The sequence below is a fragment of the Streptomyces sp. NPDC059534 genome (genome assembly GCF_042743475.1).
Taxonomy (GTDB): Bacteria; Actinomycetota; Actinomycetes; order Streptomycetales; family Streptomycetaceae; genus Streptomyces.
The window spans coordinates 36,617-57,105 of record NZ_JBHWAQ010000011.1 but is presented as its reverse complement, the minus strand read 5'-3'; the positions used below and the strand labels follow the sequence as shown (position 1 = coordinate 57,105).

General features: G+C 71.8%; 22 protein-coding genes and 1 tRNA gene. 12 read left to right on the top strand and 11 right to left on the bottom strand.

Features of this window, described 5'->3' with window-relative positions; translation table 11 throughout:
• Positions 1–21: 21 nt before the first annotated feature.
• The 4 genes from ACFVZH_RS15765 to ACFVZH_RS15750 all read left to right on the top strand — a co-directional run bounded on the left by ACFVZH_RS15765 (position 22) and on the right by ACFVZH_RS15750 (position 3,995).
• The gene (locus ACFVZH_RS15765; protein WP_384897502.1) at positions 22–966 is read left to right on the top strand and encodes a RimK family alpha-L-glutamate ligase; all 945 of its coding nucleotides are present in this window, start codon (positions 22–24) and stop codon (positions 964–966) included.
• A 137-nt stretch (positions 967–1,103) separates the two neighbouring features.
• Entirely contained in the window at positions 1,104–1,928 is an 825-nt protein-coding gene (locus ACFVZH_RS15760; RefSeq protein ID WP_384897751.1) for a DMT family transporter, read from the top strand.
• 252 nt (positions 1,929–2,180) lie between these two features.
• On the top strand, positions 2,181–3,551 hold the full coding sequence (locus ACFVZH_RS15755; RefSeq protein WP_384897500.1) for an FAD-binding oxidoreductase: 1,371 nt from the start codon (positions 2,181–2,183) through the stop codon (positions 3,549–3,551).
• Between the two features lie 234 nt (positions 3,552–3,785).
• Complete coding sequence (locus ACFVZH_RS15750) at positions 3,786–3,995, top strand: DUF6243 family protein (protein WP_384897498.1); 210 nt, start codon at positions 3,786–3,788, stop codon at positions 3,993–3,995.
• 79 nt (positions 3,996–4,074) lie between these two features.
• Here ACFVZH_RS15750 and ACFVZH_RS15745 read toward each other — a convergent pair whose 3' ends face one another.
• Positions 4,075–4,737: a DNA-binding response regulator gene (locus tag ACFVZH_RS15745; protein WP_384897496.1), complete on the bottom strand. Its 663-nt coding sequence runs from the start codon at positions 4,735–4,737 to the stop codon at positions 4,075–4,077.
• 57 nt (positions 4,738–4,794) lie between these two features.
• Between ACFVZH_RS15745 and ACFVZH_RS15740 the strand changes: the two genes are divergently transcribed.
• Positions 4,795–5,667: an aldo/keto reductase gene (locus tag ACFVZH_RS15740; RefSeq protein WP_384897494.1), complete on the top strand. Its 873-nt coding sequence runs from the start codon at positions 4,795–4,797 to the stop codon at positions 5,665–5,667.
• A gap of 84 nt (positions 5,668–5,751) precedes the next feature.
• Here ACFVZH_RS15740 and ACFVZH_RS15735 read toward each other — a convergent pair whose 3' ends face one another.
• On the bottom strand, positions 5,752–6,333 hold the full coding sequence (locus tag ACFVZH_RS15735) for an RICIN domain-containing protein (protein WP_384897492.1): 582 nt from the start codon (positions 6,331–6,333) through the stop codon (positions 5,752–5,754).
• Positions 6,334–6,453: 120 nt separating this feature from the next.
• On the opposite strand from ACFVZH_RS15735, the gene ACFVZH_RS15730 reads away from it, so the two are divergent.
• The 3 genes from ACFVZH_RS15730 to ACFVZH_RS15720 all read left to right on the top strand — a co-directional run bounded on the left by ACFVZH_RS15730 (position 6,454) and on the right by ACFVZH_RS15720 (position 9,572).
• A complete protein-coding gene (locus ACFVZH_RS15730) occupies positions 6,454–7,656 on the top strand; it encodes a sensor histidine kinase (protein WP_384897490.1) in 1,203 nt (400 codons plus the stop codon).
• Positions 7,653–8,303 carry a response regulator gene (locus ACFVZH_RS15725; RefSeq protein WP_384897488.1) on the top strand — a complete coding sequence of 217 codons (651 nt, stop codon included), beginning with the start codon at positions 7,653–7,655 and terminating at the stop codon, positions 8,301–8,303. Before ACFVZH_RS15730 ends, ACFVZH_RS15725 begins: the two co-directional genes overlap by 4 nt.
• 438 nt (positions 8,304–8,741) lie before the next feature.
• Positions 8,742–9,572, top strand: coding sequence for a hypothetical protein (locus tag ACFVZH_RS15720; protein WP_384897486.1), 831 nt, complete (start codon positions 8,742–8,744; stop codon positions 9,570–9,572).
• A gap of 169 nt (positions 9,573–9,741) precedes the next feature.
• Here the strand turns inward: ACFVZH_RS15720 and ACFVZH_RS15715 are convergent, their stop codons facing one another.
• From ACFVZH_RS15715 to ACFVZH_RS15690, 6 genes are all read right to left on the bottom strand, one after another.
• A complete protein-coding gene (locus ACFVZH_RS15715) occupies positions 9,742–10,014 on the bottom strand; it encodes a hypothetical protein (RefSeq protein ID WP_384897484.1) in 273 nt (90 codons plus the stop codon).
• 41 nt (positions 10,015–10,055) lie between these two features.
• Positions 10,056–10,322 carry a hypothetical protein gene (locus ACFVZH_RS15710; RefSeq protein ID WP_384897482.1) on the bottom strand — a complete coding sequence of 89 codons (267 nt, stop codon included), beginning with the start codon at positions 10,320–10,322 and terminating at the stop codon, positions 10,056–10,058.
• A gap of 105 nt (positions 10,323–10,427) precedes the next feature.
• Positions 10,428–10,655: a hypothetical protein gene (locus ACFVZH_RS15705; RefSeq protein WP_384897480.1), complete on the bottom strand. Its 228-nt coding sequence runs from the start codon at positions 10,653–10,655 to the stop codon at positions 10,428–10,430.
• 4 nt (positions 10,656–10,659) lie between these two features.
• Positions 10,660–11,214, bottom strand: coding sequence for a DUF5994 family protein (locus ACFVZH_RS15700; RefSeq protein WP_384897478.1), 555 nt, complete (start codon positions 11,212–11,214; stop codon positions 10,660–10,662).
• A 260-nt stretch (positions 11,215–11,474) separates the two neighbouring features.
• Positions 11,475–12,674, bottom strand: coding sequence for a PP2C family protein-serine/threonine phosphatase (locus ACFVZH_RS15695; RefSeq protein WP_384897476.1), 1,200 nt, complete (start codon positions 12,672–12,674; stop codon positions 11,475–11,477).
• Positions 12,675–12,957: 283 nt separating this feature from the next.
• Positions 12,958–13,230, bottom strand: coding sequence for a MerR family transcriptional regulator (locus tag ACFVZH_RS15690; protein ID WP_384897474.1), 273 nt, complete (start codon positions 13,228–13,230; stop codon positions 12,958–12,960).
• Between the two features lie 58 nt (positions 13,231–13,288).
• Here ACFVZH_RS15690 and ACFVZH_RS15685 point away from each other — a divergent pair, with 58 nt between their 5' ends.
• Positions 13,289–13,939: an SDR family NAD(P)-dependent oxidoreductase gene (locus ACFVZH_RS15685; RefSeq protein ID WP_384897472.1), complete on the top strand. Its 651-nt coding sequence runs from the start codon at positions 13,289–13,291 to the stop codon at positions 13,937–13,939.
• Positions 13,940–14,084: 145 nt separating this feature from the next.
• Here ACFVZH_RS15685 and ACFVZH_RS15680 read toward each other — a convergent pair.
• Positions 14,085–14,155 (bottom strand) — tRNA-Gly (locus tag ACFVZH_RS15680).
• Between the two features lie 405 nt (positions 14,156–14,560).
• Between ACFVZH_RS15680 and dcd the strand changes: the two genes are divergently transcribed.
• Together dcd and ACFVZH_RS15670 are read left to right on the top strand one after the other, a co-directional pair.
• Positions 14,561–15,136 carry a dCTP deaminase gene (dcd, locus tag ACFVZH_RS15675; protein WP_125747087.1) on the top strand — a complete coding sequence of 192 codons (576 nt, stop codon included), beginning with the start codon at positions 14,561–14,563 and terminating at the stop codon, positions 15,134–15,136.
• Between the two features lie 13 nt (positions 15,137–15,149).
• Complete coding sequence (locus tag ACFVZH_RS15670) at positions 15,150–15,647, top strand: phosphoribosyltransferase (protein WP_366302755.1); 498 nt, start codon at positions 15,150–15,152, stop codon at positions 15,645–15,647.
• A gap of 63 nt (positions 15,648–15,710) precedes the next feature.
• Here the strand turns inward: ACFVZH_RS15670 and ACFVZH_RS15665 are convergent, their stop codons facing one another.
• Positions 15,711–18,314 carry a peptidoglycan-binding protein gene (locus ACFVZH_RS15665; RefSeq protein WP_384897469.1) on the bottom strand — a complete coding sequence of 868 codons (2,604 nt, stop codon included), beginning with the start codon at positions 18,312–18,314 and terminating at the stop codon, positions 15,711–15,713.
• A 28-nt stretch (positions 18,315–18,342) separates the two neighbouring features.
• A complete protein-coding gene (locus tag ACFVZH_RS15660) occupies positions 18,343–18,909 on the bottom strand; it encodes a hypothetical protein (RefSeq protein ID WP_384897468.1) in 567 nt (188 codons plus the stop codon).
• 236 nt (positions 18,910–19,145) lie between these two features.
• Between ACFVZH_RS15660 and ACFVZH_RS15655 the strand changes: the two genes are divergently transcribed.
• The gene (locus ACFVZH_RS15655; protein ID WP_384897466.1) at positions 19,146–20,255 is read left to right on the top strand and encodes a peptidoglycan DD-metalloendopeptidase family protein; all 1,110 of its coding nucleotides are present in this window, start codon (positions 19,146–19,148) and stop codon (positions 20,253–20,255) included.
• Positions 20,256–20,489 lie beyond the last annotated feature (234 nt).

Sequence of the window (20,489 nt, the reverse complement as noted above, 5' to 3'; positions counted from 1 at the left end):
ACCCTTCGAACACGGAGTGAAATGTTGGGCACCACACTGGCTCTGGTCACCGACCGGAGCAGCCTCCCGATCGACTACGACATGCCGCTGCTCCTGGACGCGTGCCACAAGGCCGGGATCGGGGCCGAAATATGCTCCTGGGACGACCCGGACGTCGACTGGAGCCGCTTCGACGCCGTCCTCCTGCGCTCCCCGTGGAGCTATGTGGAGAACCTCCCCCGGTTCCTCTCCTGGTGTACGGGCGTCTCCGAGGTCACCCGCCTGCTGAACCCGCTCCGGGTGGTCCGGTGGAACCTCGACAAGCACTACCTCGCCGACCTGGCCGCCTCCGGCGTGCCCGTCGTGCCCAGCGCCTTCCTCGCGCCCGGCGCGGATCCCCTGCCGGCCCTGCGGGCGTTCCTCGCCGTCCACCCCCGGACGGCCGAGATCGTGGTGAAGCCGACCGTCGGCGCGTACTCCCGGCACGTCCAGCGCTTCCCCCGCGCCCAGGAGACCGAGGCCGCCCACTGGATCACCGAGCTGCTCGGACAGGGGCACCACGTCATCCTCCAGCCCTACCTGGACTCGGTGGACCACGACGGCGAGACCAACCTCGTCTACTTCGACGGCGTCTACAGCCACGCCATCCGCAAGCGCGCCCTGCTCGGGGCGGACGGCACCGTCGACGTCCCGACGCTCGACGCCCGCACGGCCCGGGAGGCCGCCGAGGACGAGCGGTCCGTGGCCTCGGCCGCGCTGGCCGCGGCGGCGGAACTCCTGGAGCTGCGCGGACCGCTGCTCTACGGCCGCGTCGACCTCGTCCGCGGCGCCGACGGGGCGCCCGTGGTGCTGGAACTCGAGCTCTGCGAGCCGTCGTTGAGCATGCCCTTCTCGGCCTCCTCCGCCGCCCGGTTCGTGCGCGCCATCGCCGCACGGCTGGCGGAGCCGGCCTCGACCCCCCACAAGCGACAGGACGTGATGGCGTGACCGCCACGCAGAGCCCCCGGGCCACCGCGCAGACCACCCGGACCGGCGTACGGACCCCCCAGGGCACCACCCAGAGCCCCCCGGCCGCACCCCGGGGCCCGGCGATGTCCAGCGGAACCCTCTTCGCCGCCCTGGGAGTGCTGAGCTTCTCCTTCAGCTTCCCCGGCACGGTGTGGGCACTGGACGGATTCGGGCCGTGGAGCGCCACCGGCGTGCGCGGGGTGCTGGCCGCCGCCATCGCGCTGGTGGCCCTGCTCGTGACGCGCGCGCCGCTGCCGGCGCGGGCGGACTGGCCCGCCCTCGCCATCGTCGCGGGAGGCTGCGCGATCGGCTTCCCCCTGCTCACCACGCTCGCCCTGCAGACCTCGTCCACGGCGCACTCCGCGATCGTCATCGGCGCGCTGCCCATGGCCACGGCCGTCTTCTCCGCGGTCCTCACCCGCAGGCGCCCCTCGAAGGTGTTCTGGGCGGCGGCCGGTACCGGCGCCGCGACCGTCATCGCGTTCACGCTCACCCGGAACCACGGCCGGCCGACCCTCGCCGACCTCTACCTCTTCGGCGCCCTGCTGGTCTGCGCCGCCGGCTACGCCCACGGCGGGCGGCTCTCCGCGCGCATGCCGGGCTGGCGGGTCATCGCCTGGGGCGTGGTGCTGGCCGCGCCCGTCAACCTCGCCGTCGCCGCCTGGGCGCTCCCGCACGAGCCGGTCCACCTCACGGCGAAGGCCCTCCTCGGCATGGCGTACATCGCGGGCATCTCCCAGTTCGGCGGATTCGTCGTCTGGTACAAGGGCATGGGCCTCATCGGCGTGGCGCGGGCCAGCCAACTGCAGCTCGCCCAGCCGCTGCTGACCCTGGTGTGGGCGGTCCTCCTCCTCGGCGAACAGGTCGGCCCGACGGTTCCCCTCACCGCCGCGATCGTCCTCGCCTGCATCGTCGTCACCCAGCGGGCCAGGGCCGCCTGACCCGGCGGGCCCTCGCCCTCGCCCTCGCTCTCCTCCCCGACGGAACCCCGGGTCGCCGACCCGGGGCCCCGCGCGTGGGCCCGCGTCTCGAGTTGAGGCATCGCGCCACCGGCGTAGCGTAAGGAGAGCGGAGTTCTGCGACAGGGCGCGTGGTGGCGTGCGAGATCCCACGGAGAGTGCAGACGCCCGCCCCCGCCGGGATCGCGTCCGCGTGGCAGGGCCGGCGGCGTACCGGCACGAGGAGCGATCGCTATGGGCAAGATGTCGATCGAGCAGTTGCGCGAAAGTGTCCGCGGGGCGGTCACCACCCCGGACGACTACGGCTACGACCAGTCGCGCACGGTCCACAACGCCATGATCGACAAACGGCCGGCCGCCGTCGTGCACTGCGTCAACGCGGGCGACGTCATGGCCGCGGTCGCCTTCGCACGGGAGAACGACATCGACCTGGCGGTGCGCGGCGGCGGGCACAGCGTGCCCGGCTTCGGCACCTGCGACGGCGGCGTCGTCGCCGACCTGTCCGGGATGCGCGGCGTGCGCGTCGACCCCGGGCGGCGGACGGCACGCGCCGAAGGCGGCGCCACCTGGGGCGACTTCAACGCGGCGACGCACGCCTTCGGCCTCGCGACGACCGGCGGGATCATCTCGACCACGGGTGTCGGCGGGCTCACCCTCGGTGGCGGCATCGGCTACCTCGCCCGCGGACTCGGCCTGAGCTGCGACAACCTCGTATCCGCCGACGTGGTGACCGCCGACGGCCGGCTGCTCGTCGCGAGCGAGGAGGAGCACGACGACCTCTTCTGGGCCCTCCGCGGCGGCGGCGGCAACTTCGGCGCCGTGACCTCCTTCGAGTACCGGCTCGGCCCCGTCAAGGACATCTACGGCGGACCGATCCTCTACGAAGTGGAAGACGCCGCCACCGTCCTGCGCTCCTTCGCCGACTACATCGCCGACGCGCCGGAGGAACTCGGCGGCTTCCCGGCCTTCCAGCTGGCCCCGCCGCTCCCGTTCATCCCCGAGGACCGGCACGGCGACCCCTTCATCCTGATCGTGGCCTGCTGGGCCGGGCCACTGGACGAGGGGCCGCGCGCCCTCCAGGCGTTCCACGACTTCGCGCCGGTGGTCGCCGAGCACGTCGGACCCATGCCGTACCCCGCGCTCAACAGCGCCTTCGACGCGCTGGTCCCGCCCGGCCTCCAGCATTACTGGAAGGCCAACTTCGTGACCGAGCTCACCGACGCCGCGATCGAGGCCCACGTACGGTACGGGCCGCGGCTGCCGGCCGTGAACTCGACCGTCCACATCTACCCCGTCAACGGCGCCTGCCACCGTGTCGCACCGGACGCGACGGCCTACGCCTACCGGGACGCCTCGTTCGCCACCGTCATCGCCGGCATGTGGCCCGACCCGACGGCCAACGAGGCCAACATCGCCTGGGTGCGCGACTACTACGAAGCGACCGCCCCGCACTCGGAGGAAGGCGGATACATCAACTTCATGGCCGACGACGACCAGAGCCGCATCAAGGCCAACTACAAGACCAACTACGACCGCCTCGTCGAGGTCAAGCGGACCTACGACCCGGGCAACCTCTTCCACCTGAACCAGAACATCAAGCCGTAGGCCCCCCTCCCGGCGTCCGGCAGACGGCCCGCACCCTCCCGAGGGCCCCCACGGCCCTCGGGAGATCTTGGTGTGCGGGGCCGACGGAACCGGGTAACGTCCTTGTCATGTTCTTCCAGACGCCGATTCACGAGTGAGAGCGTGATGGGCCCCCGCTGACGTCCTTCGACGTCGCCGCGCCCGTCCCCCACCGATGAATCCGTAGATCACCTCACCTCGATACCGGGAGAACCCATGACCGTCAGCAAGAACATCAACAACCCCGTGGGCCAGGGCGGCGGCCAGCGCAAGCGGCAGTCCCGCGCCGAACGCCAGAACAACGGCCCGCACCGCAACCTCGACCGCCAGGGCGCCGCCGACCAGAAGGCGGAGCTCCTCCGCAAGATGCGCGAGAAGACCGCCGCAACCCAGGCCCAGCCGGACGAGGACGCCGCACAGAGCTGACACGCCACCGCCGCGGGGCGGCCGCGCCCATGTGTCGGACAACGAAGAAGGCCCAGGTCGATGACCTGGGCCTTCGCCGTCAGGCGTCCGAGCGTCGGCCGAGGATCTCGCGGGCTCGCAGGCCGGCCTGGAAGCGGGACCGCGCGTCCAGGGCGGTCATGAGGGCGGCGACCCGTCGGCGGTAGGTGCGCAGGGACACTCCCAGGCGGCGGGACGCGGTCTCGTCGGTATGGCCGGCCGCCAGGGCCCGCAAGACGGCCCGCTCGGCGTCACCGAGACGGGGAAACGGCAAGCGACGGTACGTGGCGAGGTCCGCCGAGGTCTCCCAGGCCGTCTCGAACAGGGCCCGCACCCCTGCCACCACACCCGGCTCCCGGACGACGCTGTACGTACGGGGTTCCCCTGCGGCGGACTGCGGGGCCGCCAGGACCACGAGGCGCCGGTCGACGACGATCGCCTCGTGGGCCGGGGGTGCGGGCGAGATCCGGATCTCCGCGCCTGCCTCGCCGAGCCGCTTGAGCAGCTCCCGGCCACCGGGAGCCTGGAAGACGCCAGGCCCGTACAACTTGCGCACGACGAGACCGGGCGGAAGCGCGCGACGTGCACGCGGGGCGGCTGCCGACCATGTTTCGGGTTCCCCGGCGGCACAGAGGAACTCCTCCCGCACTCCCTCGAACAGGGCACCCGCACGCCGCGCCAGCTCGGCCTCGCCCCGCAGCGTCACGATGCCTTGCGCCGTCATGGCACCAAACTGCCACGCGTTCGCCTTCGACACGAGGCTTCCCGAGGATCTGGAGGCATGACCACGACCCGTGAGAACCCGCCCTCCGCCTTCCTTCTCGGCGGAGACCTTCCCGTCGCCCGCATGGGCTTCAGTGCCATGCGGCTTCCGGCCCGCGAGATCGCCGGTCCCGCGAACGATCCGGAGACGTCGGCGGCCGTGCTGAGGCGGGCCGTCGAGCTGGGTGTGAACCACATCGACACCGCCTGGTTCTACTTTCACGGCGGGCTCTCGGCCAACGGCCTGATCCGCCGCGTCCTGCACCCCTACGCGCCGGATCTGGTCCTGGCGGCCAAGGTCGGCCCGGTCCGGCACCCCGACGGCAGCTGGGGAGCCCCGGCCGGTCCCCGGGAACTCGTCGCCGGCGTCCATCGCACGCTGCGGGAACTCGGCCGGGACCGCCTCGACCTCGTCTACCTGCGCCTCCACGAGGACGACGACGACACCGTGGCCGAACGGTTCGGCGCGCTCGCAGCCCTGCGCGAGGAGGGCCTGATCAGGCACCTCGGCCTCAGCAACACCACCACCGGCCGGCTCGCCAGGGCGCAGCGGATCGCCCCCGTGGCAGCCGTGCAGAACATGTACGGCCTCCTCCACCGCCGGAACCCGGACGTCCTCGACGCCTGCACGGAGCAGGGCATCGCCTTCGTCCCCTTCTTCTCCCTGGAAACCCTGGGCCGCCCCGAACCGTCCGAGCCGCTCACCCGGATCGCCACCCGGCACGGAGTGACCACGGCGCAGGTCAAACTCGCCTGGACGATGGCCAGGTCACCGGTAGTCCTCCCGATCCCCGGCACCTCCTCGGTCGCCCACGTGGAGGACAACATCGCGGCAGCCGACCTGCTCCTCGCCCCGGAGGACCTCGCCGCCCTGGACGCACTGCCGGCCTGAGCCACGGTCCCGGACAACGACGAAGATCGACGCCGGCCTGCGCCTGGACGCGGCACCGACCGACGCGAGCTTCGCGCGGAGCTGCTAGCCGATCTGGGCGTAGTTGTAGTACCTGTCGAAGCGCGGCACCCAGATGGTGGGCCAGGGCACGCCGGTGGTGCCGCAGGCCCCGAAGACCACGGGCGAGCGGCGGCCGGTGTCGTTCAGGCACAGGCCGGTGCCCACCTCCTGCATCTCCCAGTGGTCGCCCTGCTCACCGCCCTGGAAGACCCACGTGAAGGTGGCGCAGCCCCAGCCGTCCGCCTGGATCAGGGAGACGCCCTGGTAGACCGATCCGCCCTGCGCGCCGAGGCAGCGCGCGCCGCCCCAGGTGCCGATCGCGAAGTTGCCGTTGCCCAGGCTGTGGAAGGTGAAGCGCTGGTGCAGCGCGCCCTTGCAGTCGTACGTCTGGATGATGGCACCGGCGCTGGTGGACTCGCCCCGGATGTCGAGGCACTTCCAGCTGTACCCGGCCCGGATCTCGTAGATGGGCGCGTTGTACGGGGTGGTGCTGTAGCGGATCGTCGGGTTCTCGGCGGCCTGCGCGGACGCAGGCAGCAGCATGACGAACAACGCCGTGAGAGCGGATATGACCCCGCTGCCGAACCGGCGGAACTTTTGCGCCACGTTCTCTCCTGACTGGAAACAACTGACCGGGGACGAGCTTGACGCCGGAGAAGCTACCGAGATCCACTGAGCCTCCGGTACCCACCCTTTCAGGGGGGTGTGTTCACTGCGGAGGCTGTGGTGAGGGTGGGCTCGGGACTGCAGCGAGCCCAGCGGTTCATGATGCTCGCGACCGGCCTGTACCGGGCCAGCCACTTGACGGCGGGGTTCGCGGCCGTGTTGCGGAAGGCGCCGGGCGAGGTCCTCCCCTGGGCGGTGTTCGGCGGAATCCTCGCGTCCAGTGCGTGGTTGTACGGGAACGCGTACGCACGGGGCTGGTTCGACCGGCGCTGGGTGTGGGCCGACGTGCTGGTGACCGGGTGCTCGGTGCCGCTGCTGATGTGCCTGGCGACCGGTGCGCGGTCGGGCGGCGGCTGGGTGCCCGGGGGCGCCGAAGTGGCCGTGTACGGATGGCTGTTCCTGCTGGGCGGGTCGGTGAGCGCGGCGGCGGGCGTCGCTCTGGCGCCGCGACCGGCCGTGGGGGCCGTACTGCTCCTGCTCGGCACCACGCTGGTCGCGTACCTGTGGGCGATCGGGCCGGAGGCGACTTCGGGGTCCGCGCTCGTCGGGCACCTCAACTCGGTGGTCTCCTCGGCCGTGATGGCCAGGGTCTTCTGGTGGTACCTGCGCCGCCAGGGCACCCAGCTGGACGAGGCCAAGGAGCGGGCGCTGACCGCCGAGGCCGCGCGGGCCCGGCAGGCGGAGCGGATCGCGCACCACCGGGCCCTTCACGACACCGTGCTGGCCACGCTGACCACCATCGCCGCCGGCCGGGTGGACGCCAACGCGCCCCTGGTGCGCGAGCGGTGCGCCCGCGAGGCCGCGTACCTGCGGCGGCTGATCCAGCGCGAGGACGACCCGGAGGCCGCCGGTGCGGAGGCCGCCGAGGTGGCCGTCGCGATCGCGCTGGAGGAGGCGGTGCACTCGGCCGAGTGCCTGGGCCTGAAGATCACCGCCCAGTACCACGAACTGCCCACGGTGCCCCGCCCCGTGGCCACCGCCCTCGCGGCCGCCGTGTCCGAGGCCCTGAACAACGTACGGTGCCACGCCGCGACCGGACAGGCATTCCTGACGGCCGTCGGGGTGGGCGAGGGCGTGTCCGTCACGGTGGTGGACCGGGGCGCCGGCTTCGATCCGTGCGCCCCGGGGGGCGGCACGCCGGTCGGGTCCGGGTCCGGGCTGCGGCGCTCCATCCACGCCCGGCTGGCCGAGATAGGCGGACAGTCCGAGGTCGACAGCGCCCCCGGCGAGGGCACCAGCGTGCAGCTGCGGTGGCCCGCGTGATCACCGTGGCCGTGGTGGACGACGACCGGATGCTGCGCGAGGGCCTGCGCTCCTGGCTGGCCGGGGTGGAGCGGCTACGGTTGCTGGCCGCGGTGGAGACGGTGGACGAGCTGCTTGCGGTGGGAGGCCGGCCCGCCGACGTGGTGCTGCTCGACCTGGTGCTGCGCGACGGATCCGTCCCCGAGGAAAACGTCCGGCGGCTGTGTGCGGCGGGCAGCCGGGTGCTGGTGATCAGTACGGTCGCGGACCGGGCCCGTATCGTCGGGACAGTGGCGGCCGGGGCGGACGGCTACCTCACCAAGGACCACTCCCTGGAGACGCTCGTGGGCGCCGTGGAGACGGTGGCCGGGGGCGGTACGGCGCACTCCGTCGAGCTGGCCTTCGCCTGGGCGCACGACACCGGCCCGGCCCGGCCGCCGCTGGCGCCGCGCGAGCTCCAGGTCCTGCTCGACTACGCCTCCGGGCTCACGCTGAAGGCCACCGCGCGGCGGGCGGGCGTCAGTCCGAACACCGCCAAGTACTACCTGGACCGGGTCAAGGAGAAGTACCAGCGGGCCGGTCGCCCGACGTACACGAAGATCGACCTGGCCCTGCGGGTGCGGGAGGACGGGTTGAGCCCTCAGGACCGCCCCCAGCACCGCCCTTAGCCCCCATGCCGGTGACGTGGCCCCTGTCCTGCCGGGTGATGGTGACAGGCGGTGGCAGTGCGTGACGATTCCGCGCCCAATCTGACGTCCTGTTACGGCACTTATGGCACGCGAATGGCACGCGGGCCTGAGAGGTCCGGACAACAAACAAGCCCCAGGTCGCTGACCTGGGGCTTTGTCGTGGAGCGGATGACGGGAATCGAACCCGCGCTATAAGCTTGGGAATCACCACTGCCTAAGGTGTTGATGTGCCCTCTGACCTGCGCATATCGACTGTCAGGTGACTTGTGGTGAGGGTTCTGACGCGCCCATGTTGACCGCTGTTATCCGCTGCTGAGGGCACGGATGGGGCACGTTTCTGCCCGATGCCTTGCCAATGTCGGGCGCCCGGTCAGGTCCTCCCCGGTGCCGGCGGTTTCCGCGACTAGCCTCCGCATCATGCTGCGTATCGTCGACACCCGTACCGGCCACCTCGTGGAGATTCCCTCCGTACGCCGACATCTGCTGAGCATCTGCGTCCACCTGCCGGCCGGCGACGTCGGGATCGGCCTGGCGGACCTGCGGGCGCTCCTGGTCGGTGACGTACTGGCGCGCACAGCGGAGCTGCACGGCCTGCAGTCCCGCACGTTCCTCACCACGCCGGACCTGCCGCCTGAGCAGGCCCGGGCGCTTGATCGCGCCATGTCCGACCTTGGCATCCACCCGCCCGCCACCGTCGGTGTCCACCATCCGAACGGAACGCTCTGTGCTGCCGCCGACGTACACGTCCACGCGTACAGGACCGCGGCACAGGACGCGGTCGGCGGGGTCCGTATCGACGTGGGCCAGGCCGGCCCGGCATCGGGGGAGAGGGGCGTTCCGGACCGTGCCCACCTCCCGTCCCCAGGGCTCCTGGAGGTCGTCGCCCCGGAGGGGGTCGATCCGCTGGCCGTGAGGATGCTGATGCTCGGCCACGCCTACCGCACGCCGGTCGTCGTCACCAGTACCGCGCTCGAAGAGGCCCGGCGGACGCTGGGGGACTGGCGGCAGCTGGTGGCCGACTGGGCACAGGAGCCGTCCCGGCCGATCCCCGCCGATGTGCTGCGGCACGCCCATGACGTGCTGGCGGATGATCTCGGCGTCCCCGCCGTCCTGGAGGCGCTGGTCACCGTGGCGACGCGCGCCGACGTACCGGCCGGTGCCAAGTTCGAGACGTTCGCGTTTCTCGACCGCGTCCTCGGACTGGACCTCGCGCGCGAGGTGGGTCACCAGCACCGGGCGGCGACATGACGTCGGGTGCGCGGGCCTCGTGGCGGCGGTCGTCACAACGGCCCCAGCGCATTCACTCCGCCGAGGCCGCCCTTCCGGATCGCCACACGTGAGCGTGCTCGATCCACTTCAATTCTACGACCGCGGGCCGGACAGGACGAGAGGGGAGCGGGCCCGTGGGCAGTCCGGCTCAGCCGCGTTCTTCCTCTTCGGCTTCCATGCGGCGGATTCCCTGGTGGGTCAGGGAGACCATCGCGGGGGTGTTGCCCGGTTCCCAGTCGACGGTGATCAGGCCCTCGCCGGCGAGGTAGGTGCAGGCGGCGGCCAGGTCGTCCTCCGGGATGCGCAGGTCGTTCCGCAGCTTCCGTCCCGGGATGCCGAGGAGACGGTTGCCTTCGCTGGCTTCGTAGAGGGCGGCCAGGACCCGTTCGCGGTAGACCTGTCGCTCGCGGAGTGTCGCCATGACCGAGTCCTTTCATGCGGGTGAGGAACGGCCGGCGCTCCTCACACCTCGTCGACGTGGGCGCCGGTGAGAGAGGACGGTCTGCTGGTGGCGAGCCAGGAGAGGGCGGGTTCCGCGCCGGATCCGGTGTCGACGGTGAGGTGGAGCCGTGTGCCGCCCTCGGGCACGGGATAGCTGCGCTGTTCCGCCCCGGCGAAGGAGCATCGGATCACTTGGGCGACCGCGCGGGCGGCTTCGGGGGTGGCGGCGACGATACGGATCTCGGCGTGTCCGGCCGAGGGCAGGGTCGCGGTGTCGATGGGGTACAAGGTGCGTGGTCCCTTCGGAGGGCGAGCGAGAAGCCGGCGGGTGGGTTGTCCCGGGTGTCGGGTGCCCCACCCGCGGCCTTCGGCCGGAGGAATGGTCTGAGGCGATCAGGGCCAGGTGCCCGTGAGCCTGCGGCGGGAGGCTTGCCCTGTCGGGGTGTCCTGCTCCGTCGGCGTGGGGTGGCTGTGGCCGGGCGGCCGGCGAATGGCCGGGAAGGGGGCGTCGAAGTGGTGGGCGGCGATGCGTGCGTCGTGCTGGGCGTTGAGCCGGTGGATCAGGCGTGTGCCGAGCGCGATCAGCAGGGCGATCGCGGCGAGCGTGATCAGGGTTTCCATGGGGTCACCTCCGCAGGTGCCTCGGCATGGGGATCATCCGCGCGCCGATGAGTGGGTGTCGCAGGGGCGTCGGGGCGGCTCCGCCGTCGGTCTCCCAGGCGTCCTCGCCGCTTCGGGCGTCTCGCATACGGCGGCCGGTCGCGGTCTCGTCGGACATCAGGGCACCGGCGGCCAAGACGCTGCCGGGGAGGGCGGCGGCGGTCATGAGCCGGGCGGCCGCGGCGGGTTCGGTCTCGGGCGGGATCACCAGGAGGTCGCAGCGGCCGATGGTGTAGGAGAGCAGGATCATCTTGTCGGGATCCTGTTCGGTGAACCAGCCGACGTGCACGGTGTGCCCGGTGACGCCGACCTTGTGCGGGACGACGGGCCAGCGGGTGGGGTTCACCGTGACGCGTGTGATGCGTCCGTAGTGCTCCTCCAGCGCGTCGACCAGGGGCGGAAGTTCGGCGGCGAGGTCACGCGAACGAGGCCACCAGGCGCCGTCCAAGAGGCCGGCGAGGGTGGTCTTCGGTGTCAGCGAGAGGCGCGCCGAAAGCAAGGGCGCGAGGGTGGTGGTCATGATCGCGGACCCGTCTCCGGGCCGCCCTGCAGGGCGGCCCAGTGTCATGATCGCCGGAAACGACGTCCGCGTGGGAGCGGGTGCTCGACTTACTCCCGGTACTTTCAGCGTACTCCGCCCACCAGTCGGACGAGCCGTTCTGACCAGGCGATTTCCCGCGGAGCACGCCGTCCGGCCGATGGCCGCGGATACGACCGCCGGCACGCGTAGTGCCGTGTGACCACGCCGGACGAGATACCCCGTCGGTGACGACACCGTCCTCATCCGCGCCACTCGACCAGGACCAGCGTGGCGTCGTCCGAAGTGGCGTTGCCCCGTGCCCGCTTGAGGGTGTGGGAGAGGTCCCGTACCACCGCGCGGACCTCTCGGTCCGCCCGCTCCAGCTGGTTCACCCAGTCGATCAGCTGGTCCTCGCCGAACTCCTCCTGTCCGCTCTCGTGTTCCTCGATCAGCCCGTCGGTGAAGCAGAGGACGCGATCCCCCGGTTCGAGCGTCACCCCGCTGACCTGCGGCTGTGCTCCTCCGAAGCCGACGGGCAGGGTCGTGGGGCTGTCCAGGCGGCCTACGACGCGGTGGTCGCGGATCAGCATGGGGGCGGGGTGCCCGGCGTTGACCCACTGGAGGCGGCCGGTGTTCGTGTCCAGCCGCATCATCTGCGCGGTCACGAAGTGGTCGGGTGCGAACTGCTCGGCCACGGCCCGGTCCATGAAGAGGTAGATCTCCGACAGTTCGATGCTGATCCGCCGGGCGTGCCGGTACGCGCCGATGGCCACCGTGGCCATCGTGGCCGCGTCCAGGCCGTGGCCCATGGCGTCGATCACGGCGAGGTGGAAGGTGTCCCCGTTCAGGGCGTAGTCGAAGCTGTCGCCCGCCACGTCGTAAGCGGGTTCCAGAACGCCGGCGACGGCGACGCGCGGCGTCGCCATCGTCAGCGGTGGCAGCAGCGACCACTGGATCTCGGCGGCGACGCTCATCGGTTCGCTGCGACGGGTGCGGAAGAAGAGGTCGGTATGGCCGTTCTTGGTCTGCATCATGTCGGCGATCAGCCCGGCGATCCTGCGCAGCAGACGGCGGTCGTCGTCATCGACGGCGTCCAGCGTGACGGCCAGGACACCCGCCTGGTCGCCGCCGTCCAGCAACGGCAGCAGGACCCGTACGCCGTCGGCCAGCACGAGTTCGACCGGCCGCGAGGTGAGGAAACACCGGCCGGCCTCGGAGCCGTCGATGGACTGCGGCGCGCCGCCCGCCAGCCCTTCGCCCGGCAGGGCGACCAGTCTCTGCTGCCCGTAGTCCTGGAGCAGGATCTGCGGATCCCGTCCCCCCAGCCGTGCCACCGTTTCGGCCAGGATCGACCCGACCAGATGCGGCGGCAGCTCGTGGGCCCGGTCCAGCAGCCCGCCCAGCAGCTCTTCTCCGAAGCTCTCCGAGCGATCCGCGTCCCCGGGCGATCCGACGGTCATCCCGCTCCCTTCCGCAGGGCGACGGAGGGGCCGTGCAACGCCTGCGCCGCAGCCCGGCAGGCACGGGAGCCAGACCCGTTACCGGCAATCTCGCCACCAGGATGCGCCTCGGAGACAGAACACGCCACACGGGTGCCGTCGAAGGCCGCCCCATCTGTCTCCAGGCTCCGTCCGTGCCCGGGGGGGGCCGCTGTTTACCGGTCTGAAGGGCACGGAAGGGGAGCGCGCGGCAGCGGGTGAGGGCGTGAGGGTGGGTTCCGGGCGGTGCCCAGCCGGATGGCGATCATGCGCTGTCCGGCGGATGGCACTCCTGGTGAGTGTCGGCCTGGCCCTGACGGGCCAGCTCGACGTACTGCCGGATCATCGCCAGGGGCATGCCGGAGGAGCGCAGCTTCGTACAGATGGCCAGCCACTCCAGGTCTTCTTCGTGATAGATCCGGCGGCCGTTGGACAGGCGGCGCACGGGGTTGGCGAACAGGCCCTCCCGCTCGTAGAACCGCAGCGCGTGCACGCTCAGCCCACTGCGTCGTGCCATCTCGCCGATGCGCAGGTCCATGAGCGCCCTCCCCCACGCGGCTGTTGATCTAGCCCCGACTCTAGGTTCTAGCGTCGAGGTGTCGGCCCATCGGGCCCTGGCGAAATTCGGCGGGCTCGACATCGTGGCCAACAACGCCGGTTACGGCCTCGTGGGCGCGATAGAGGAGACCTCCGACAAGGCCGTCCGGGCACTGTTCGACGTCAACGTCTTCGGCGCACTCAACACGCTGCGGGCGACCCTGCCGACGCTGCGCGCCCAGCGCTCCGGACACGTTCTGAACATCGGCTCCGTGGGCGGCTTCGCCACCGCGCCGGCGGTGGGTTTGTACGGCGCGTCGAAGTTCGCCCTCGAGGGCATCTCCGAGGCGCTGCACGGCGAGCTGGCCCCGCTCGGTGTCCGCGTCACGATCGTGGAGCCGGGCGGGTTTCGCACCGACTTCCTCAGCAAGCTGAGCATGCAGGTCGAACCGGCCTCCATCGCTGACTACGCCGCCGGCGCGGGGCCGGTGCGCGAGGCACTGGCCGGACACGATGGCCGTCAGCCAGGCGATCCGGTGAAGGCGGCGAAAGCCATCGTCGACATCAACGAGGTCGCCGAGCCGCCGCTGCGCCTGCAGCTGGGCGCGGACGCAATCGAGCGCGTCGAGGCGAAGCTGGATCTGGTGCGGCGCGAACTTGACCAATGGCGCCACGTGGCACTCTCCACCGGAACCGGAGAAGCCGTCTGATCACGAGACGCTGTCCGCCATGCACGAGGCCGTGCGGCAACCTGACGCCGCATGAGGTCGGTTATGGCACGCGAAGGGCACGCGGGGCCCGACAGGTCTGGACAACGACGAAGCCCCAGGTCGCTGACCTGGGGCTTCGTTCAAGAGCGGATGACGGGAATCGAACCCGCGCTATAAGCTTGGGAAGCTCATGTTCTACCATTAAACTACATCCGCGGAGCGGCCTGGTTGATCAAAGCCGCATCGTCGCACACTCTACCCCATGGGTCGGGGGAGGCGAAGCTTGCGCGTCTGCGTGTCGGAGCGTCGCCTGGAGGGTGTCCTGTTGATCCCCTAATGTGGCTGTCTCGTCCACCGCATGTGTAGGGGAAGGGACTTGATGGGTTCCATGGAGAGCACCGTCGTCCGCTGTGCCGAGGGGCATGTGTTCAGTACCGCGTCGTTCCCGCTTCAGCAGCTGGGGGCCGCGCGGATCGGGCCCGGACGGCTGATCCGGTGTCCGCGGTGCGCGCGGTTGCGGCATGCGGTGCCGGTGGAGACCGGGCGGCGCTGAGCCGGGGTGCGGGGGCGTGGACGCCTGCCGATTGGGGCAGGTCCGCGCCCTCTGCGTATCGTGGGGGCGTGCTTCTCTCAGACAAGGACATCCGGGCCGAGATCGATGCCGGACGCGTGCGCATCGACCCGTACGACGAATCCATGGTGCAGCCCTCGAGCATCGACGTGAGGCTTGACCGCTTCTTCCGGGTGTTCGAGAACCACCGTTACCCCCACATCGACCCCGCCGTCGAGCAGCTCGACCTGACGCGCGAGGTCGAGCCGGAGGGCGACGAGGCGTTCATCCTGCACCCGGGCGAGTTCGTGCTCGCCTCGACCTACGAGGTCATCAGCCTCCCGGACGACATCGCGTCGCGTCTGGAGGGGAAGAGCTCGCTGGGGCGGCTCGGTCTCGTCACGCACTCGACGGCCGGGTTCATCGACCCCGGTTTCTCGGGGCACGTGACCCTGGAGCTGTCGAACCTGGCCACCCTGCCGATCAAGCTCTGGCCGGGGATGAAGATCGGGCAGCTGTGCATGTTCCGGCTCAGCACGCCCGCCGAGTTCCCGTACGGGAGCGAGCGCTACGGCTCGCGGTACCAGGGGCAGCGGGGGCCGACGGCCTCCCGTTCGTTCATGAACTTCCATCGGACTCAGGTGTGAGGCGGTCGCAGGCATGAGTGAGGTACGCGAGAACCTGACCTACGAGGGATTCGGGAACGCCGTACGCCAGCTGGCGCAGACCATCGCCGACGACGGCTACGAGCCCGACATCGTGCTCTCCATCGCCCGCGGCGGCGTCTTCGTCGCCGGCGGTCTGGCCTACGCCCTCGACTGCAAGAACATCCACCTGGTGAACGTGGAGTTCTACACCGGCGTCGGGACGACCCTGGAGATGCCGGTCATGCTGGCGCCCGTGCCCAGCGCGATCGACTTCTCCGACAAGAAGGTCCTGATCACCGACGACGTCGCCGACACCGGCAAGACGCTCAAGCTCGTCCACGACTTCTGCGTCGACCATGTCGCCGAGGTCCGTTCGGCCGTCATCTACGAGAAGTCGCACTCCCTGGTGAAGTGCGAGTACGTGTGGAAGAAGACCGACGAGTGGATCAACTTCCCCTGGTCGGTCGAGCCGCCCGTGGTGAAGCGTGAGGGCCAGGTCCTCGACGCCTGAGCCGAGGGTCCGGCCCCGCCGTCCGGCTGGGTCGGACAGGTCGGCCCGGCCGGCCCGGTCGGTTCAGTCGACCAGGTTGGCCAGGGCCCGGTAGGTGTTCGGGCCCGGGACGCCGTCGAGCGGCCCGGTGTAGCCGCCGGTCTGGGCGAGCCGCTGGAGCGCCACGTACGTGGCCCTGCCCGGGGCGCCGTCGATCAGGCCGGAGTAGCCGGAGCCGCGCAGGCATGCCTGGACGCCGGCCCAGCCGAACGAGCCGAGGACCCCGTCGGCCGGGCCCGTGTAGCCGCCGAGGACCGCCATCCGCTGGAGGGCCGCGTACGTCCGGGTGCCCGGGACGCCGTCGAGGGCACCCGTGTAGCCGAAGCGCCGCATCACGGTCTGGACGCCCTTCCAGCTGTTCACGCCCATGACGCCGTCGATCGGGCCGGTGTAGCCGCCGGCGGTCGCGAGGGTCTGGAGCCCCTTGTACGTGGCCGTGCCCGGGGCTCCGTCGAGCGGGCCGGTGTATCCGTAGCCCCGCAGGACGGTCTGGACGCCCTTCCAGCCGTTGACGCCCATGACACCGTCGAGGGGCCCCGTGTAGCCGCCCGCCTTGGCGATCCTCTGCAGGGTCGTGGCGTCGGCCGCCGGGATCGGGCCCGGTCCGGCGCCCGTCACGCTCAGGTAGGTGCGGACGGCCGCGAAGGTGTTCGGTCCGGGGACGCCGTCGACGGGTCCGGTGTAGCCGTAGTCGGCGGCCAGCAGCTGGAGCGCCTTGTACGTGTTCGTGCCGGGGGCGCCGTCGACCGGGCCGTCGTAGTGGCTCTGCGCGAGGACGGTCTGCACGCCCTTCCACGAGGCGGTGCCCAGGACCCCGTCGATCGGGCCCGTGTAGCCGCCGCGCTGGGCGAGCTGCTGGAGGGTCTTCGCGTCCTCCGCCGGGATCGTCACGCCGCCGGCGGCCTGGGCGAGGTAGCCGCGCAGCCCGGCGTACGTGTTCGGTCCGGGGACGCCGTCGACGGGTCCGGTGTAGCCGCCGCGCTGGGCCAGCTGCTGGAGTGCCTTGTACGTGTTCGTGCCGGGGACGCCGTCGACCGGGCCGCTGTAGAGGCCGAGCTGGGTGAGCAGGGTCTGGACGCCCTTCCAGCTGTTCGGCCCGAGGACGCCGTCGAGGGGGCCGGTGTAGCCGCCGAGCTGCGCGATCCGCTGGAGGGTCACGCCGTCGGCGAGGGGGATGTCCGGGACCGGGTCGGGCACCGGGTTCGCGCCGGGTGGCGGCAGGACGGCCGCTCCGAAGGCGTCCGGCCTCGCCTGGTTGAGGTCGACGGCGACGCCCTTGACCGACCCCGTGTCACTGAACTGGTGGATCGCCCAGTCCGGGTACGCGGTGCCGATCCGCGGGCTGCCCGCGGCGGCCCCGTAGTCCGCGATCCACAGCTTGGCGCCCGTCGCGCGCGTCAGCGGCCAGCCGCGCGAGGTGAGCAGGGAGGAGTACGTGTAGAGGAAGGGGGTCGTGCCCAGGCGGGCCTTCACGATGTCGACGAACTGCGCCGTCTGGGCGTCCGTCCACACCGGGCTCTGGTCGACGCCCTCGACGTCGACCATGAGCGGCTCGCCGGGGCGGTAGTCGCGCAGGTGGGCGAGGAAGTACTCGGCGTCGGTGGCCGCCGCTCCCCAGCCGGTCATCCAGTAGTGGCCGACGAGGAACCCCGCCGCCCTGGCCTCGTCGACCTGCCGGACGTAGTGGGGCGAGGTGTAGGGCTGGTGGGTGCCGTCGTTGGAGCCGCCGGCCTTGACGAAGCAGAACCGGAAGCCGGCGCTGCGGGCGGCCAGGAAGTCCAGGGCGGCCTGGCTGGTGCCGACGTCGATCCCGTACACCGCGCTCGTCGGCGACGGGGTGGGGGCCGGGCCCGGTGCCGGCGTCGTCGACGGGGGGTGCGCCGACAGCCAGTCCGAGACGCCGCGGATCGTGTTCGGGCCGAGGAGGCCGTCGACCGGGCCGGTGTATCCGCCGTCCCGGGCCAGGGCCTGGACGGCCTTGTACGTCTCGGCGCCGGGCACGCCGTCGGCGGGGCCGGTGTAGCCGTAGCCGCGGACCGCGGTCTGCACGCACTGCCAGCCGTTGACCCCGATCGCGCCGTCGACGGGGCCCGTGTAGCCGCCGCGCCGGGCGAGCGTCTGCAGGACCCGCTGGTCGTCCGCGGTCAGGGTGTACGTGGCGCCCCCGGGGCCGGGGGCGCCGACGTCGGCCGTCCGCGAACCCACGTTGTCGAGCGTCCAGCCCAGGTACACCAGGCCGGCGAGCGCGTTGTACCGGGCCACGGACTGGGTCCCGATCCGGTAGCCGCCGGGGGCGAAGTCCTCCCCGCCGGACAGGTGCGTCGTCGCCATCAGGCAGCGGGTGCCGCCGCCGTCGAGGTCGAGGGCCACGTGGCCGGGGGTGAGCCGCACCGCGTTGGCCCACCAGTGGAAGGCCCCGCGGGGCGCGGCCGAGTAGTCGGGCCGGCCCTCGCCGGACGCCTCCCACGCGTCGTACGCCGTCCCCCGCGAGCTGCTCAGGTCGCAGGACCGGAACATCAGGGACTGGCACATGTCGGACCAGTTGTAGCCGTTGTCGAAGCCGGCGGCACCACCGTCGGTGGTGTGCTGGCGGGCCCACTGCTCGGCCCCGGCGACCGTTCTCGTCAACTCGCGCCCCTCAGGTCGGTGTCAGGAATCAGGAAACGGAAAGGTGTGCCGAGGCGAGGAGGGTCTCCGACCCCACCAGCTGGGCCCGTACGACCGGGTGGGTTCCCGTCGCGGTGGTCGGCAGCGCGCCGTGCCGGAGCCAGGGATCGAGGACGACCGTCCCCTCCGCGTCCGTGTCGAGGTCCAGATAGCCGTGCCGGCCCGCCGACTTGCGGCCCTCCGACACCTCGAACCAGAGGGCGGGGCGGGCCGCGTGGAACGCGCCGAGGGAGAACCGCACCCGGCGGCCGGCCAGCGGGCGGCCGTCCGCGGTGAGCGCGAACACCACTCCGGTGGCCGGGGCTCCGGCGGGGCCTCCCGCTCCCGCGGCCGGCCAGGCGTAGCCGGGCGCCGAGAACGCTCCCCGGACACGGGCGGCGGCGCCGGCGCCGGCGGCCCGGGGGACGCCCGCCTCGACGGCCGCGGCGGCCGTGCCGCCCCCGCCGAAGCCCAGGACCAGCGCCGGCAGCAGCGCGCCGGCCGTCCGCAGGACGGAGCGCCGGGACGGGCCCGGCCCGGGCTCCCGCCCCCGTGAGCCCGCCTGTGCGTGTGTCACGTCGTCAACCCGCTCCGGCACCGGACCTCCTGGAGTCTCCCGGTCCGCGGCCGAACCGCGGACCGGTCAAGACCACCCCACGACCCGGGCGCGGACAACCCAACGAACCCGCGGAACGGCGGGGACCCGATTCCGCGTTTTCGTTGGGTTGTCGGCGCCGGGGAGGCCGGATGGGATGAGCGGGCTCGCGAACTTCCCCACGTACCCCGTCAGTAGAGCCGGCTCAGGGAGATGCGTTGACCGAGAACGAGGCACGGCACCGTTGTGGCGGCCAGGACGACCACCACGTCCCGGCGGGCGTCAGCCGCCGCGCCCTGCTGCGCGGGGCGGTGGTGGGCGGCGGAGCGCTGGCCGCCGGTGGGCTCGTCCTGCCGACGAGCGCGTACGCCGTTCCCGCGATCTACAACCCGTTCGCCGCCTACGCCGTCACCGGCCCGTGGGACCCGCCGAACCACAACGGCGTCGACTTCGGCATGGCCGTGGGGACCTCACTGCCCGCCTGCGCCGCCGGAACGATCCAGAACATCCCGTACAACGGCACCGGCGGACACACCGTCACCATCCACCACGCCGACGGATACCGCAGCCAGTACATGCACCTGTCGAGGTTCCTGCTGGCCGACGGTGCCTCCGTCGGCTCCGGGACGGTCGTGGGGCTCTCCGGCGGGGCCGCGGGAGCCGACGGCGCGGGCAACTCGACCGGCCCGCACCTGCACTGGCACGTCATCAACCCGAGCGGTGTCCGGGTCAACCCGCTCTCCTTCGGGTCCACGCCGCCGCCCGTGCAGGGGGAGGGGCTGACGCTGCAGAAGATCGCCGGCGCCGGCGGCTACACCGGAGCCCTGGACGGCGTGCCGGGCACGAACACCTGGCTCGGCGTGCAGCAGGTGATGCGGGGGTACGGGTACGCCGGCCCGCTCGACGGCGCGCCCGGCACCAACACGTACGCCGCGCTCCAGAGACTGGCCCAGAAGGGCGGCTACGGCGGTCCGATCGACGGCGTGATGGGCGCCAACTCCTGGAAGGGCGTGCAGACCGTCCTGCGGCGGTTCGGCTACACCGGCCCGATCGACGGCGCGCCCGGCACCAACACCTGGGCCGCGCTCCAGCGCCTCGCCAAGCTCGGCGGCTACACCGGCCCGGCCGACGGCGTGCTGGGCGCCCTGTCGTGGAAGGGCGTGCAGAAGGTGCTCTCCGGCTACGGCTACACCGGCCCGATCGACGGCGCGCCCGGCACCGGCACGTACGCAGCCCTGCAGCGGATGGCCCAGCTCGGCGGCTACTCGGGCCCGGTCGACGGAGTCCCGGGCACCAACACCTGGGCCGCGCTCGCCAAGCTCGTCTGACCGATCACTCCGTACGCCCGCTCCATCAGCTCCATCAGCTCCGCCCGTCCGCTCCGTCCGACGCGACGCGGCGGCGTCCCGCCACCGTCGTGAGGGCGGGGTCTCCCCGGAGGCCCCGCCCTTCGTCGTCCCCTTCCGGCGGGGCCCGGTGAGGAGTCGCCGGAACCGCACTTTCCGCAATCCGGCCACCCTCGACCGGTCTTGCTCATATCTTCATCGTTGCGTGTCACGGGG

Bases quoted from the DNA above. Each gene is read 5' to 3' on its own strand.
- ACFVZH_RS15765 (WP_384897502.1), top strand. From the start codon at position 22: ATGTTGGGCACCACACTGGCTCTGGTCACCGACCGGAGCAGCCTCCCG.
- ACFVZH_RS15755 (WP_384897500.1), top strand. From the start codon at position 2,181: ATGGGCAAGATGTCGATCGAGCAGTTGCGCGAAAGTGTCCGCGGGGCG.
- ACFVZH_RS15750 (WP_384897498.1), top strand. From the start codon at position 3,786: ATGACCGTCAGCAAGAACATCAACAACCCCGTGGGCCAGGGCGGCGGC.
- ACFVZH_RS15745 (WP_384897496.1), bottom strand. From the start codon at position 4,737: ATGACGGCGCAAGGCATCGTGACGCTGCGGGGCGAGGCCGAGCTGGCG.
- ACFVZH_RS15740 (WP_384897494.1), top strand. From the start codon at position 4,795: ATGACCACGACCCGTGAGAACCCGCCCTCCGCCTTCCTTCTCGGCGGA.
- ACFVZH_RS15720 (WP_384897486.1), top strand. From the start codon at position 8,742: ATGCTGCGTATCGTCGACACCCGTACCGGCCACCTCGTGGAGATTCCC.
- ACFVZH_RS15715 (WP_384897484.1), bottom strand. From the start codon at position 10,014: ATGGCGACACTCCGCGAGCGACAGGTCTACCGCGAACGGGTCCTGGCC.
- ACFVZH_RS15705 (WP_384897480.1), bottom strand. From the start codon at position 10,655: ATGGAAACCCTGATCACGCTCGCCGCGATCGCCCTGCTGATCGCGCTC.
- ACFVZH_RS15700 (WP_384897478.1), bottom strand. From the start codon at position 11,214: ATGACCACCACCCTCGCGCCCTTGCTTTCGGCGCGCCTCTCGCTGACA.
- ACFVZH_RS15695 (WP_384897476.1), bottom strand. From the start codon at position 12,674: ATGACCGTCGGATCGCCCGGGGACGCGGATCGCTCGGAGAGCTTCGGA.
- ACFVZH_RS15690 (WP_384897474.1), bottom strand. From the start codon at position 13,230: ATGGACCTGCGCATCGGCGAGATGGCACGACGCAGTGGGCTGAGCGTG.
- ACFVZH_RS15670 (WP_366302755.1), top strand. From the start codon at position 15,150: ATGAGTGAGGTACGCGAGAACCTGACCTACGAGGGATTCGGGAACGCC.